At 39.2% G+C, this 14,911-nt stretch carries 15 protein-coding genes and 1 pseudogene; 10 read left to right on the top strand and 6 right to left on the bottom strand.

What is annotated here, in order from left to right; genetic code table 11:
• Positions 1–246: 246 nt before the first annotated feature.
• A pseudogene (locus OC529_RS08665) lies at positions 247–834 on the bottom strand (hypothetical protein).
• A 585-nt stretch (positions 835–1,419) separates the two neighbouring features.
• Positions 1,420–1,977 (bottom strand): hypothetical protein, encoded by a 558-nt coding sequence (locus OC529_RS08670; protein WP_054383455.1) that lies wholly within the window; start codon positions 1,975–1,977, stop codon positions 1,420–1,422.
• A gap of 409 nt (positions 1,978–2,386) precedes the next feature.
• Between OC529_RS08670 and OC529_RS08675 the strand changes: the two genes are divergently transcribed.
• Positions 2,387–3,238 (top strand): helix-turn-helix domain-containing protein, encoded by an 852-nt coding sequence (locus OC529_RS08675; RefSeq protein WP_262081955.1) that lies wholly within the window; start codon positions 2,387–2,389, stop codon positions 3,236–3,238.
• A 36-nt stretch (positions 3,239–3,274) separates the two neighbouring features.
• Here the strand turns inward: OC529_RS08675 and OC529_RS08680 are convergent, their stop codons facing one another.
• Positions 3,275–3,895, bottom strand: a complete 621-nt coding sequence (locus tag OC529_RS08680) for a LysM peptidoglycan-binding domain-containing protein (RefSeq protein ID WP_262081956.1) — start codon at positions 3,893–3,895, stop codon at positions 3,275–3,277.
• 240 nt (positions 3,896–4,135) lie between these two features.
• Between OC529_RS08680 and sdaAB the strand changes: the two genes are divergently transcribed.
• Genes sdaAB through OC529_RS08695 form a run of 3 tightly spaced genes read left to right on the top strand, consistent with a single transcriptional unit; the run spans position 4,136 to position 6,342 of the window.
• Complete coding sequence (sdaAB, locus tag OC529_RS08685; protein WP_049521383.1) at positions 4,136–4,807, top strand: L-serine ammonia-lyase, iron-sulfur-dependent subunit beta; 672 nt, start codon at positions 4,136–4,138, stop codon at positions 4,805–4,807.
• Between the two features lie 8 nt (positions 4,808–4,815).
• Complete coding sequence (gene sdaAA, locus OC529_RS08690) at positions 4,816–5,688, top strand: L-serine ammonia-lyase, iron-sulfur-dependent, subunit alpha (RefSeq protein WP_049521384.1); 873 nt, start codon at positions 4,816–4,818, stop codon at positions 5,686–5,688.
• A 21-nt stretch (positions 5,689–5,709) separates the two neighbouring features.
• Positions 5,710–6,342: an HAD family hydrolase gene (locus OC529_RS08695; protein WP_262081957.1), complete on the top strand. Its 633-nt coding sequence runs from the start codon at positions 5,710–5,712 to the stop codon at positions 6,340–6,342.
• A 111-nt stretch (positions 6,343–6,453) separates the two neighbouring features.
• Here OC529_RS08695 and OC529_RS08700 read toward each other — a convergent pair whose 3' ends face one another.
• Positions 6,454–8,304: a polysaccharide biosynthesis protein gene (locus tag OC529_RS08700; protein ID WP_262081958.1), complete on the bottom strand. Its 1,851-nt coding sequence runs from the start codon at positions 8,302–8,304 to the stop codon at positions 6,454–6,456.
• A gap of 42 nt (positions 8,305–8,346) precedes the next feature.
• On the opposite strand from OC529_RS08700, the gene OC529_RS08705 reads away from it, so the two are divergent.
• Complete coding sequence (locus OC529_RS08705; protein WP_262081959.1) at positions 8,347–8,517, top strand: hypothetical protein; 171 nt, start codon at positions 8,347–8,349, stop codon at positions 8,515–8,517.
• Positions 8,518–8,587: 70 nt separating this feature from the next.
• Here the strand turns inward: OC529_RS08705 and OC529_RS08710 are convergent, their stop codons facing one another.
• Positions 8,588–9,418: a glycosyltransferase gene (locus OC529_RS08710; protein ID WP_261086590.1), complete on the bottom strand. Its 831-nt coding sequence runs from the start codon at positions 9,416–9,418 to the stop codon at positions 8,588–8,590.
• 154 nt (positions 9,419–9,572) lie between these two features.
• On the opposite strand from OC529_RS08710, the gene OC529_RS08715 reads away from it, so the two are divergent.
• The 5 genes from OC529_RS08715 to OC529_RS08735 all read left to right on the top strand — a co-directional run bounded on the left by OC529_RS08715 (position 9,573) and on the right by OC529_RS08735 (position 13,815).
• Positions 9,573–10,739 (top strand): CynX/NimT family MFS transporter, encoded by a 1,167-nt coding sequence (locus OC529_RS08715; RefSeq protein ID WP_262081960.1) that lies wholly within the window; start codon positions 9,573–9,575, stop codon positions 10,737–10,739.
• A gap of 139 nt (positions 10,740–10,878) precedes the next feature.
• Entirely contained in the window at positions 10,879–11,205 is a 327-nt protein-coding gene (locus OC529_RS08720; protein WP_000273855.1) for a PadR family transcriptional regulator, read from the top strand.
• Positions 11,192–11,785 (top strand): DUF1700 domain-containing protein, encoded by a 594-nt coding sequence (locus OC529_RS08725; protein ID WP_000198699.1) that lies wholly within the window; start codon positions 11,192–11,194, stop codon positions 11,783–11,785. The genes OC529_RS08720 and OC529_RS08725 overlap by 14 nt, the downstream gene beginning before the upstream one ends.
• Positions 11,778–12,689: a DUF4097 domain-containing protein gene (locus OC529_RS08730; protein ID WP_262081961.1), complete on the top strand. Its 912-nt coding sequence runs from the start codon at positions 11,778–11,780 to the stop codon at positions 12,687–12,689. Before OC529_RS08725 ends, OC529_RS08730 begins: the two co-directional genes overlap by 8 nt.
• Positions 12,690–12,750: 61 nt before the next feature.
• A complete protein-coding gene (locus OC529_RS08735; protein WP_262081962.1) occupies positions 12,751–13,815 on the top strand; it encodes a DUF6574 domain-containing protein in 1,065 nt (354 codons plus the stop codon).
• Positions 13,816–14,205: 390 nt separating this feature from the next.
• On the opposite strand, the gene OC529_RS08740 is transcribed toward OC529_RS08735, so the two are convergent.
• Positions 14,206–14,553 (bottom strand): ABC transporter ATP-binding protein, encoded by a 348-nt coding sequence (locus tag OC529_RS08740; RefSeq protein WP_262081963.1) that lies wholly within the window; start codon positions 14,551–14,553, stop codon positions 14,206–14,208.
• Positions 14,554–14,911 lie beyond the last annotated feature (358 nt).

The raw sequence follows: 14,911 nt of genomic DNA on the forward strand, positions 1-14,911 counted from the left end.
CAGGTACTTTTTATTTTTTACTAAATTTTAAATAGGTGTAAATAAATCCTGCACTTATAGCCAGAGTTGTCCACCATTTAAAATCAATATTCAAAAGTGAAAAGATTACAAAACTGATGATTAGCGAGGCTAAAAGATAGACAATGATTAAAATTTTATTTTTCATAGGAATTGCCTTTCTAAATAGATTCTAGTATTTACAGCTCATTTGTAAAGTTTACAATAAGCCACTAGAGCAATCGTCTATCAGAATGTTCTTTTATCTGTTAATAATCCGAGAAAATCTTGTCGTTTCAAGTCGGAGAAATGTTTGGTAGAAAGACTTCCTTTTTGAAGTCCATCATCTCTAACCTGTAAATAATAGCTATGTTGGCTTGTTTTAATTGTCAAAAAATCGCCAAATATAAAAACTCTTTTCCAGTTACGAATCTCAAATTCTTTCATCTCTGATTTTAGAATGCGGATAAGTCCTTGCCGCAAATCACGATGATGCTCACTTGTGAAAGTCATCCCATTCCCAAGATTTCTTATCAGTAGTTCATCTGGAGTCACCATCACCAGCGCTATTTTAGTTAAGAAAATTTCAACTGTTGGTGGTAAAATCGCCAAATCAAACCAGGGATGTAGGTAGCGATAGGCTAAGAAATAATGAGGCTCCTCACCCAATCCTAGTTGTTTATATAAGGTCTTGACCTCACTATCTAACCTCGTTTCAAAAGACACATCCGAATGCGCTTCTTCCTTCTTCTGATTAAAATAACGCATCTAGACTAGGAAACCTATAAAGACTAGGACAAATATTCCTGATAAAAGATATTTTAAATTGTAGTTCATCACTTAACCTCCTGATTCACGACTTAATCTAATCAACATAGGGTAGAGACGACTTATATTATAGTATATTGAGGTTAGAACAAGACGAGTCTGGGACAAAAAGATTTTGATTTTACGAATTCTTTATTATAAGTTTTTAAAATCGATAGATTAGACAAAAAAACGAACAAAATAGAATTATGAGTGCCATATAACTTGTTTTTGTTCGCTTTTTATATTTAAGGTTAGACTTTTGTCCCAGACTCAAATATCTTAATTACGTTGTCTCTTCCTAATTCAATCTACTATAAAATACTTTTCCTACTATATGCGAACTAAGTCCCCTAACAAGAGATAGCATTTAATGCTACTCCTGCTACAACAACAGCTACATTAAATTTAGCTAATTGAGATGAGGTAAATTTAGATTATTAACTTTAGTAAACAAGAGAAATTCCTATTTTTTCTTTTTATCATTGAAAAAATAAAAAATAAAATTTTCAATCATCAGTGTTACAATAAAAAGTCCAATTAAATCAGTTAATTTCATCCTCATCCAAAACCAAATAATATAGGCTAAGATAGTGAAAACCGTTACTGTATATTTTATTGGTTTAAACATTTTAAACTATACCATGACAAAGTAGCTGCAATTGCCACACCAGAAGTTTTTACGGTAGATTTTAATACCAATTTTGCAATCTTTGGCCACGCTTTCTTTTGAATAAGTCCTGATAGCCCTCCCAGACCTCCACCGAATATATCTGTTAATAAATTTATTCCCAAAAAGTCTATAGTGGAGTCCAGCATACAACTCATCCAACTCCTAGAATAAAAATCAGACTTCATATTCTGCAGAACTATATCTGTTTCCTTTGGATCCGATAATATTCGAATTCCCTCCGCTATATAAGGAGCTTGTTCTTTACCATAAGTCTGTTGTAAAGCATCCATATCAATCACTCGATTACCATTTTCATCCAAGTAACTAGCAATTTCAAATAAATAACGAAATTCAGATGCTATTTCTCTTTCTTCGGAAGTCAATTGAATACTAGGTGATGAATTGTCATCCGCATAAGCCACAAAGCTAGGTATTGACACTGCGCTCAACATCGTAATAATCATCAACAAACTTAAACTTTTACTCAATCTATTAAACATCTTTCTACCTCCAGTCTATCGGTTATTCTATTCAATTGCCATAAAACTAATTTAAAAATATAATTTTAGTTCCCCTATTATAAATTATTTAAAAATTATCCATTGGACTCATCTTCCTTTCATTTTTGCAACTAGCGCATTATATCGGCCATTTCCATGGGAAAACCGTAGCAATGCTAAATAAGAAAGCAAGAACAACTAAAAAGCGAAAAACTTTTTTATTCATACTTTTTCCCTCCTATCTATATTTTGTATCTATAGTATACCTCTTCTTTATTCTATTTTAAAATTAGTTAACTTTTTTCACACATTATTTTAGTTTTCTTTTTTACTATTCCTGTTACTATGATACAATATTTTTAATCAGTTTCAATTTATTGTTAACTTTTTTCACGAAAAGGAGGAAATCATGCGCTACGATTTTGGAAATGTTTATAAAGAAATACGCGAGTCAAAAGGATTGACCCAAGAAGAGGTCTGTGGAAATGTTCTCTCAAGAACCAGCCTATCAAAGATTGAAAGTGGTAAGGCAACTCCTAAATATGAAAATATGGAGTTTCTTCTCCGTCAAATCAATATGAGTTTTGAAGAGTTTGACTATATTTGCCATCTCTACCACCCAAGTGAACGATCAACTATCATGCAGACTTTTCTAAAAATGGCTTCTATTAGTGGTACGAGCGACTTAAGTAAATTACTCAAAAAATGTCAACATTATCTAAAAACACATCATGATTTCCCCATCCAGCAGTTACAAGATATGCTCGAAATCGTTATCTACATCCGTGAAAATGGGATAGAAAAATTGTCAAGTAAGGTTGACAACATTGTAAATAGATTATGGGATAAGATTGAGAAACAAGATACTTGGTATGAGAGCGACCTCAAAGTCCTTAATACCATTCTCTTTGCTTTTCCTATAGAGTATATTCATCAGATTACCGAAAAAATTCTCGAACGACTAGAGGTTTATAAACACTATAGTTCTATCTTTCAGCTTCGTATGATGTTACTTCTGAATCTCTCAACTCTTTATCTTTACAATGGTGATAAGTTGCTTTGCAAACAGCTTTGCTACACTCTCTTAGAGGAGGCAAAAGCAAGCAAACAGTATGATACACTTGCGTTTGCCTATATTCGTATCGGCATTTGTGCTAATGATGCTCAGTTAATAGAGAATGGACTCTCCTTAGCTAAACTAGTAGAAGATGAACACTTACTAACAGAGCTAGAGCGTGAAGTTAACATCTTTGTAAACTAAAAAGAAAGCCATTGAGACTTCCTTTTCTATATTTTCTTAATACCAGCCGTTGTTAAGCCAGAAGTTTTTAGCGGCTGACCATGAACCGTAACGTCCTGCAACGTAGGCATCTGCTACACGTTCTTGGTTTTCAGCTGAGTAGTCACCGTTCAGGTATGAATCTGTCAATTGGTAACGTCCGATATAACGTCCATTTGTAGCTGTATAGCTACCGCCTGATTCTTTTTGAGCGATCCATTCTTTGGCTTCTGCTTCAGATCCGCTTACAGTTGAAACAACTGTTTCTTCTGCTACTGTTTCACTTACTACTGGAGTTTCTTCCTCTACCTCTGTAGTTTCTGCCACTGGAGCTGAAACAGCCTCATCTTGAGCAGCTGGTGCTTCATAAGTAGTTGGCGCTGGTGCTGCTGGCGCTACAGGACCATCGATAACCAACTCTTGACCAACATAAATCAAATGAATGTTATCAATGTGGTTGTTTTCTGCCAATTTTTCAACTGTTGTGTTGTGAGTTTCAGCGATTTCTGAAAGTGTATCACCTTCTTTAACTGTGTAAGTTGATGATTCTTGAGCAGATACAAATGATGGAGCAAATACTGCAAACAAGGCAGCTACTCCTGCAAGAGTTGTTTTAATCTTTTTAGTTGTTGATTTCATATTTGAAAATTCTCCTTCTTTCTATAGTTCTATCATACCCTTTAAATATTACTGTTTCTTGACACTTTTATGTAGAAATATTACAAAATTATTTTTTATTTCCCTAAATAATGTGTTTTTTGTCATAAAAGATACTATTTTTATGCTATTTGTAGTGTAAAAAGGTTTTCATCCACAATTAAAGCCAAGACCCTCATTCTTTGATATAATAGAGATAAGAATTTTTATAAGGGGAAACTGATGAAATCACTTCGTTTTCAATCTGTCTTTGATATCATCGGACCAGTTATGATTGGCCCATCTAGTAGTCATACCGCTGGTGCTGTTCGTATTGGGAAGATTGTCTCTTCCATTTTTGATGATACTCCGACAGAAGTCGAATTCCAACTTTTTAACTCATTTGCCAAGACTTATCGTGGTCACGGGACAGACCTAGCCCTTGTTGCTGGTATTTTAGGCATGGATACAGATGATCCTGAAATTCCAAACAGTCTGGAAATTGCCCACAAGCGTGGCATCAAGATTGTCTGGACTATTCAAAAAGACAGCAATACTCCGCATCCAAACACAACTAAAATTACCGTCAAAAATGCCCACAAGACTATCAGCGTGACTGGTATTTCTATCGGTGGAGGAAATATTCAGGTCACCGAACTTAATGGCTTTGCCGTCTCTCTCAATATGAATACACCGACTATCATTATCGTTCATCAAGATATTCCAGGCATGATTGCCCTCGTAACAGAGGCACTTTCACGCTATGGTATCAATATCGCCCAGATGAACGTTACTCGTGAAAAAGCTGGTGAAAAAGCCATTATGATTATCGAAGTCGACAGTCGCAACTGTGATGAGGCTATCGAAGAAATTCGAAAAATCCCTCATCTCCACAATGTCAATTTCTTTAAATAGGAGGAAGCATGTTTTATTCTATCAAAGAATTGGTCGAGCAGGCAGAACTGGACTTTCAAGGAAATGTCGCAGAACTCATGATTACTACTGAGTTTGAATTGACCGGTCGCGAACGTGAAGAAGTCTTCCTTCTCATGGAACGCAATCTGGAAGTCATGAAAGCCTCTGTCCAACTTGGCCTCAATGAAAATAAATCTCGTAGTGGCCTGACAGGTGGAGATGCTGCCAAACTGGATCACTACATAAAAAACGGAAAAACCTTGTCAGATTACACGATTCTCTCTGCTGCCCGAAATGCTATCGCAGTCAATGAACACAATGCCAAAATGGGCTTGGTTTGTGCCACTCCGACCGCAGGAAGTGCTGGCTGTCTCCCTTCCGTTCTCACTGCTGCTATTGAAAAATTAGACCTCAGCCACGAGCAACAGCTGGATTTCCTCTTTGCTGCGGGTGCTTTTGGACTAGTCATCGCAAACAATGCCTCTATCTCAGGTGCTGAGGGTGGGTGCCAGGCCGAGGTTGGTTCGGCCTCCGCTATGAGTGCTGCCGCCTTGACCCTAGCTGCAGGTGGGACACCCTACCAAGCCAGTCAAGCTATTGCCTTTGTCATTAAAAATATGCTGGGCCTCATCTGTGATCCTGTTGCCGGCTTGGTTGAAGTTCCCTGTGTCAAACGCAATGCCATGGGAGCCAGCTTTGCCTTTATCGCAGCAGACATGGCCTTGGCAGGTATCGAATCTAAAATCCCTGTTGATGAAGTGATCGATGCCATGTACCAAGTGGGGTCAAGCATGCCGACTGCCTTTCGTGAAACAGCTGAAGGTGGACTCGCTGCCACCCCAACTGGTCGTCGTCTCCAAAAAGAAATTTTCGGAGAATAAGCTTATCAAATAGGAGAAACCATGACCTCTATCTCAGCTATCTTTTTCGATCTGGATGGAACCCTCGTTGACAGTTCTATCGGGATTCACAACGCCTTTACCCATACCTTTAAGGAGCTGGGGGTACCTAGCCCTGATGCCAAAACGATTCGTGGTTTTATGGGACCGCCTCTCGAAAGTAGTTTTGCGACCTGCCTGCCCAAAGAACAAATTTCTGAGGCTGTACAGATATACCGTTCTTACTACAAGGAAAAAGGCATCTATGAAGCTCAACTTTTCCCTCAGATTGTAGAATTACTTCAAGAACTATCCAAGAATTACCCTCTCTACATCACCACTACAAAGAATACTCCAACCGCTCAAGACATGACTAAAAACTTGGGGATCCATCATTTCTTTGATGGCATTTATGGTTCTAGCTCTGAAGCACCCCATAAGGCAGATGTCATTCGCCAAGCCTTGCAGACACATCAACTAGCACCGGAACAAGCCATCATCATCGGAGATACCAAGTTTGATATGCTTGGAGCTCAAGAAACAGGCATTCAGAAATTGGCCGTCACTTGGGGATTTGGAGAGCAAGCAGACTTGCTAAACTATCAGCCTGATTATATCGCTCACAAACCCATAGAAGTTTTGGAGTATTTTCAATAACATAGACTGAGCGACAACCCCATTTCAGAAGAAAATGAGGTAATCTATACATAACAAAACGCATATTACCAAGGTTCTTATGAACAACTTGATAATATGCGTTTTTCTTTTTTATTCAACGTGGGTTGTTTGATTGGCAAAGGCGATAATGGCTTGTTTCAACTCATCTCCTCTGAGAGTTCGGAACTCTTCAATCTTTTTATCGATGGCTTCTAGAGGCATGACATTAACCTTACCAACGAAAATCTTATCCATAACCTGATTATCAACCAGTTCGGTGGATACCAAGAGTTCTTCGTAGAGTTTTTCACCTGGACGGATTCCAACTTCAACGATTGGAATTTCGCTCTCAGTGTGTCCACTTAGAAGGACCATTTTCTTAGCCAAGTCATAAATCTTGACTGGTTTACCCATATCAAGGATAAAGACTTCTCCATCCTTGGCATAGGCACCAGCATGGATAACCAAACGGCTAGCTTCTGGAATGGTCATGAAATAACGGGTCATGCGGAAGTCTGTCACCGTTACAGGCCCACCTTCAGCAATCTGGCGTTCAAAGACTGGAATGACACTACCACGGCTACCAAGAACATTCCCAAAACGAACCGCACAGTAGGTTGATTGGCTACGTTGGTTAAAGCCAGTGACAATCAACTCAGCCACGCGCTTGGTTGCTCCCATAACATTTGGTGGATTAACCGCCTTATCTGTCGAAATCATAACCATTTTAGGAACCTTGGCTTCATCAACAGCCTTAGCAACATTGTAGGTTCCACGAATATTGTTTTTGAAGGCTTCTTTTGGATTGCGCTCCATCATAGGAACATGCTTGTGGGCAGCCGCATGATAAACAATAGCTGGCTTGTACTGCTCAAAGACTTGCAAGAGACGGTCATAGTCTTGAATATCGGCAATAACTGGTACATAATCAATCCCTTGGAACTTGCGAATCAATTCATGATAAACAAGGTAGATTGAGTTTTCCCCATGCCCGAGCAAGACGATGCGTTCAGGATTGAAGCGACTAACTTGGCGACAGATTTCAGAACCGATTGAGCCACCAGCACCTGTAACCAAGATCGTCTTACCTGTAAGTTCTGCGCCCAGACGCGATTCATCAAGACGAATTTCTTGACGTCCCAAAAGGTCCGTAATATCAATTTTTTGGAACCCAGTAGCTGCTTGGTGAAGACCTTGAACAACCGTTTCAACCTTAGGCATCTTGTAACATTTGACACCCAGCTTATTACACATCTGCAAGATACGCTCATATTCTGATGGGTCAAGCGACGGAATCGCAACGATAACACGTTCGATTTGGTGGCGTTTGGCTAATTCTGGCAGATCATCATATGAACCCAAAACAGGGATTCCACCAAGTTTTTGACCCTTTTTCTTAGCATCCTTATCCAAAATACCGACCAGTTCCAAATCACTGGTTGGATGTTGGTAACTATCCATAAAGAGGGCCCCACCATCACCAGCACCAATCAAGAAGGTTCGACGGTGTTCTCCATCGCCACTTCCTTTTTTGCGTCTAGAGTAGATTAACTGCCAAGTAATCCGTGGCAATAAAATCAAGAAGGTACTCAACAAGATAAAGAGAATGATGAAACGGATTGAAAAGAGTGGCAAGAAGGCATAGCAGATACTATATGACAAGACGCTGCTCGCAGTCACACCAAAAAAGATTTTCATAAAATCCGTAATCTTGCTGTAACGACTAATACTAGCATTCAACCCCCAAAATCCAATCATCAATTGATAGAACAGGAAGGCCAAACTCGTATAGATAATGTAGTCAACAGGTGCTGGATTAATCAGCCCATAAAATAAAATATAAGATACAATGATGGAAACCACCATACTCAAAATATCAAATATTCCCCAGAAAACCTGTTTTTGTTGTTTATTTAAAATTTCCACCAGATCAATCACATAATCTGTGAGTTTTTTATTCATAGAAATTTACTCCTCCTTAAAAGAGCTGGATGATTATACTCAATGAAAATCAAAGAGCAAACTAGGAAGCTAGCCGCAGGATGCTCAAAACACTGCTTTGAGGTTGTAGATAGAACTGACGAAGTCAGCTCAAAACACCGTTTTGAGGTTGTAGATGGAACTGACGAAGTCAGTAACATATACCTACGGCAAGGCGACGTTGACGCGATTTGAAGAGATTTTCGAAGAGCATTATATTGTTATTATAACACCTTTTGTCCCGTTTACGATTTGCTACAATCTTTTACTTGCTTTTTCGTAACAGTTTCATAAAAATAAACTGTCGGACAAATCCTGGACAAAGAGCAACAACCATCTGAATGGCAACACTCTTGGCATACTCCATGTAAGAAATTTGCCCTCTCTTCAGCATGCGCTGACGAGCCTGACGATAGAGTTTAAGGTAACGCAGTCCCCCACGACGCTCAAACATCCCTGCTCCAACACGAACCTTACACAAGATTTGATCCAGATTTCCAGTCTTGGCTCCTGCAGCAATCATATTGAGCCAGAGGAGGTCATCCTCCATATAAAGGCCATCCTCATAGTTGCCTGCCTTGAGAACCATGTCCTTCTTGAACATGACAGTCATGTGGTTAAAGGCACTTCTCATCCTTTGATAAGCTACAATATCTGCATGTTGGGTTGGAACACGACGGTAAGAAACAATCTCATCAGGATTATCAATAAATTCTGCAATATGGCCACCTAATAGGTCAAGATTGTCCTTCTCCATTAACTGAACCTGTTTCTCAAAACGATCTGGAACAGCTATATCATCCGTATCCATACGGGCAATAATATCATACTGACACTGCAAAACACCCTGTCGAAGAGCCAGACCCAAACCTTGATTCTGCTCAAGAGGATAGCGTTTCACTGGAATATCAGACTCAGCTTCAAGCTGGTCTAATACCTGATAGAGCTCAGGTGTCAAAGGCCCATCCTCAACCAGAACCAACTCGCTCGGTTTCAGGGTCTGATTTTGAACACTCTCAATAGCATCCTTTAAAAATGTCGGATTTTCCTTGATATAGACCGACATCAATACGCTGATTTTTTGCTTTTCAGACACAGTTTTTCTCCAATGTATAGATTTCCTTCCACTATTTTATCATAATTTTCAAGACTTTCCCATTTTTATCTTGAAAGCCAGAAACCTTACTTGACATTATAGTGAAAAAGCCTTAAAATAAGCTGTTATTAAAATCAACTAGAAGAGGTATTATATGAAAAAGCAATCACTCTTTTTTGTTCCAGGTATTATACTAATTGGTGTTTCCTTGCGGACTCCTTTTACTGTTTTACCCATTATATTGGGAGATATTTCGCAAGGGCTGGGAGTAGAAGTTAGTTCGCTTGGTGTCCTGACCAGCCTGCCTCTCCTTATGTTTACCCTCTTTTCACCATTTTCTACCCGACTGGCTCAGAAAATTGGCTTGGAGCATCTCTTTACCTACAGCCTCTTCTTCTTAACCATTGGCTCACTTATTCGACTAATCAATTTACCCCTCCTCTATCTAGGAACCTTGATGGTTGGGGCAAGCATCGCAGTCATCAATGTGCTGCTTCCTAGTCTTATCCAAGCCAATCAACCAGAGAAGATTGGTTTTCTGACCACCTTATATGTAACCTCTATGGGGATTGCAACGGCTCTTGCTTCCTATCTAGCCGTGCCTATTACACAAGCCAGTTCTTGGAAAGGACTTATCATCCTCCTTACCCTGCTCTGTCTAGCAACTTTTTTGCTCTGGCTCCCAAATCACCGCTATAATCACAGACTGGCTCCACAAACCAAACAAAAAAGCAAAACAAAGGTCATGCATAATAAACAGGTCTGGGCAGTGATTATCTTTGCAGGTTTTCAATCCTTGCTCTTTTACACTGCTATGACCTGGCTACCTACCATGGCTATCCACGCAGGCCTATCCAGTCACGAAGCTGGCTTGCTGACATCTATCTTCTCGCTGATCAGCATTCCTTTTTCAATGACCATCCCAAGCCTGACAACCAGCTTATCAACTCGCAACCGTCAGCTCATGCTCACTCTGGTTTCACTGGCTGGCGTGGTCGGCATTTCCATGCTCTTTTTCCCAGTCGGTAATTTCTTTTACTGGCTTGCCATCCATCTCCTCATCGGAACCGCAACCAGCGCCCTCTTCCCTTATCTCATGGTCAACTTTTCGCTCAAAACAAGCTCCCCTGAAAAGACAGCTCAATTATCTGGTATTTCTCAAACAGGAGGCTATATCCTAGCAGCCTTTGGGCCAACCCTCTTTGGTTACAGTTTTGACCTGTTCCACTCTTGGGTACCAGCTGTAGCTGCCCTCTTGCTCGTCGATATTCTGATGACTGTAGCCCTCTTTACAGTAGACAGAGCTGATAAAATTCTCTAAACTTCTAGTTTTTCCTAGAAGTTTTTTTATATATAAAAATTTTACACATTTCTCTTGACAGGGCTTTCTTTTAGATGTACAATGTATGTGTAGAAAAATTATATATAAAAATCCTACACATTAGAAAAGGAGGTTTCCCATGTACTTTCCAACATCCTCTGCCTTGATTGAATTTCTCATCTTGGCCGTACTGGAAAAAGGGGATTCTTATGGTTATGAGATTAGCCAAACCATTAAGCTGATCGCTAATATCAAAGAATCCACACTCTATCCCATTCTCAAAAAATTGGAAGGCAATAGCTTTCTGACAACCTATTCTAGAGAGTTCCAAGGTCGCATGCGCAAATACTACTCCTTGACAAATGGTGGTATAGAGCAGCTCTTGACCCTAAAAGATGAATGGACACTCTATACAGACACCATCAATGGCATCATAGAAGGGAGTATCCGCCATGACAAGAACTGAATACCTGACTCAGCTAGAACTTTATCTCAAAAAACTGCCTCAGGCTGACCAAATTGAAGCCATGGACTATTTCAGGGAACTCTTTGACGATGCTGGAGTCGAAGGAGAAGAAGAACTCATCGCTAGCTTGGGAACTCCCAAAGAAGCAGCCCACGAAGTTCTCTCTAATCTTCTCGATAAAAAAATCAATGAGGCACCTGCTCAAAAAAATAACCGACAAATTTTGCATATCGCCTTGTTAGCCCTCCTTGCAGCACCCATCGGTATTCCTCTGGGAATCGCCATCCTCGTGTCCCTGTTCGCAATCTTTGTGGCAGCCTTGACTGTCATCTTGGCTTTCTTTGCGGTTTCCATACTGGGTATCATCGGCGGATTCCTATTTTTAGTTGAAAGTTTCACTGTCCTAGCCCAAGCCAAATCAGCCTTTATCTTGATTTTCGGTTCTGGTTTACTGGCTATCGGTGCTTCTTCACTAGTCTTACTAGGTATTTCCTATGTAGCTCGCTTCTTCGGTCTACTCATTGTTCGCCTGGTGCAATTTGTTCTCAAAAAAGGAAAGAGAGGTGACCAGCATGCGTAAATTGACAAAAGGATTTCTCATTTTTGGTGTGGTGACTACCATTATCGGCTTTATCCTGCTCTTTGTAGGGATCCAATCTGACGGGATTAAGAGTCTGCTTGCCATGTCCAAGGAGCCTGTCTATGATAGTCGGATGGAAGAGTTGACCTTTGGCAAGGAAGTCGAAAACCTAGAGATTACTCTCCATCAACACGCACTGACCATCACAGACTCTTTCGATGATCAAATCCACATTTCTTACCATCCATCTCTTTCTGCTCACCATGATCTTATCACAAATCAGAACGATAAAACGCTGACCCTCACTGATAAGAAACTGTCTGAAACTCCATTTCTCTCTTCTGGAATTGGCGGGATTCTCCATATCGCAAGCAGCTACTCTCGTCGTTTTGAAGAAGTTATTCTCAGACTGCCAAAAGGGAGAACTCTAAAAGGAATCAACATCTCAGCAAATCGCGGTCAAACCAGTATCACCAATGCCAGCCTTGAAAATGCGACCCTCAATACAAACAGCTATATCCTCCGAATTGAAGGAAGTCGTATCAAAAACAGTAAACTCACAACGCCCAATATCGTCAATATCTTTGATACAGATTTTACAGATAGTCAGCTAGAATCAACAGAAAATCACTTCCACGCTGAAAATATCCAAGTCCATGGTAAGGTTGAACTGATTGCCAAAGATTATCTCCGAATCATCCTAGACCAGAAAGAAAGCCAACGAATTAATTGGGACGTCTCAAGTAACTATGGGTCTATCTTCCAATTCACAAGAGAAGAGCCTGAATCAAGAGGTACGGAATTAAGCAACCCTTACAAAACTGAAAAAACCGATGTCAAGGATCAACTCATTGCGAGATCTGATGATGATATTGAACTAATATCCACACCAATCAGACGTTGACAAAAACGCTTACATCTGCTACTATGGAAACATATTTATCTAACTAAAAGGAGGTTCTACCATGAAACAAGAATGGTTTGAAAGTAATGATTTTGTAAAAACAACAAGCAAGAACAAGCCTGAAGAGCAAGCTCAAGAGGTTGCAGACAAGGCTGAAGAAAGGATAGCCGATCTCGATACACCAATTGAAAAAAATACTCAGTTAGAGGAGGAAGTCTCTCAAGCTGAAGTCGAATTGGAAAGCCAGCAAGAAGAGAAAATTGAAGCTCCTGAAGACAGTGAAGCGAGAACAGAAATAGAAGAAAAGAAGGCATCTAATTCTACTGAAGAAGAGCCAGACCTTTCTAAAGAAACAGAAAAAGTCACTATAGCTGAAGAGAGCCAAGAAGCTCTTCCTCAGCAAAAAGCAACCACGAAAGAGCCTCTTCTTCTCAGTAAATCTTTAGAAAGTCCTTATATCCCCGACCAAGCTCAAAAATCTACAGATAGATGGAAAGAGCAAGTACTTGATTTTTGGTCTTGGCTAGTGGAGGCTCTCAAATCTCCTACAAGCAAGCTTGAAACAAGTAGCACACACAGCTACACAGCCTTTCTCTTGCTCATTCTGTTTTCTGCATCTTCCTTTTTCTTTAGTATCTACCACATCAAACATGCTTACTATGGACATATAGCAACTATGCATAATCACTTCCCTGAACAATTTGCTTCATTAAATCTCTTTTCGATTATCTCTATCCTAGTAGCAACAACACTCTTCTTCTTTTCATTCCTCTTGGGCAGTTTCGTTGTGAGACGATTTATCTACCAAGAAAAGGACTGGACGCTAGAAAAGGTTCTCCAACAATATAGTCAACTCTTGGCAATTCCAATCTTCCTCACTGCTATTGCTAGTTTCTTTGCCTTCTTTGACAGCCTACGATTTACAGCCCTCTTGTGTGTGATTAGCATTGGAATCATTCTACTTGCCAGTCTCCATATCATTACAAGACCAAGTCAAGCAAGTGAAACCGACTCCTTCTATCAGTTATTCTTGTCTGTCCTTGTGAACGGAGTCATTATCCTCCTCTTCTTTGTAGCTGAGGTGGCACTGATTGGAGATTATCTTCGTATCTTGGCCTTTCTTTAAACTTCATACTCTTCGAAAATCTCTTCAAACCACGTCAGCTTCGCCTTACCGTAGATATATGTTCCTGACTTTGTCAGTCTTATCTACAACCTCAAAACAGTGTTTTGAGCAGCCTGCGGCTAGCTTCCTAGTTTGCTCTTTGATTTTCATTGAGTAGCAATCCTGTCATCCTTGGCAGGATTTTTTCTATGTCAAAAAAGCAAGTCGATTGACCTGCTTCTGCTTTACTTTTCTTGTGCTAATGTTTTAAAATCTTTGTCCTAGGATGGGTTTTATTCCTAGAGTTCAAAGTATGATAGCGTTGCTATAAAGTTCGTTATTCCAAATATTATGCAAACTAGTTATATGTAAAATTAAGATTAGAAACCACCAATCTCCATTTATTAACTTTTAATGAAATTCGTCCATATTAATAACTTTACTTGCTCTAGCAATAACATCCTTGTCATGAGTCACGACAATAACAATCTTTTCCTCGTTCACTAATTTCTCAACCTCGTTTAGAAATAATTCAGTTGAGTTTCTGTCCAAATTTCCTGTAGGCTCATCGAATAAATAGATATCCTTTTCTTGCGATAAACTCCTCATGAATAGAATTTTTTGTTTCTGACCTTGCGAAATATTGGTGGCTTTCCCATCAATCTGATGACTCAGAGCTATATTGAGATTCAGACTATCAAGATTATTTGATTCATAGTTTTCCTTATTAAATAGGGTGAAATTAATATTTTTTGTCATGCTTCATCACCTCCAGATATAGTATTAAAATTTTAGATCAGTTGACTATCCGTGTCGAATCTTTCATAGAAACTCTTGTTATTATAGAAATAAATAACAAATTATTAGTACATGAATAATAAATCTGATACAATGGTGACTATAATTGATTTTATTTCCACTAATCTTTCTATCGTAGAGCAAGCTCACTGAAAGTAATATTAAAAAGATTGATATTAATAATTTCAAATAGTTAATTGAATAAAATAAGTTAAACAATGTCGAAGTACATAAACATAAGTTTATAAGTATTGATACAACAGATACTCCAAGCTTTTTTTTATATCCAAAATAAGCTGAAAACATTAAAATAATAGAA

Source organism: Streptococcus sp. Marseille-Q5855 (assembly GCF_946901985.1).
Classification (GTDB): domain Bacteria; phylum Bacillota; class Bacilli; order Lactobacillales; family Streptococcaceae; genus Streptococcus.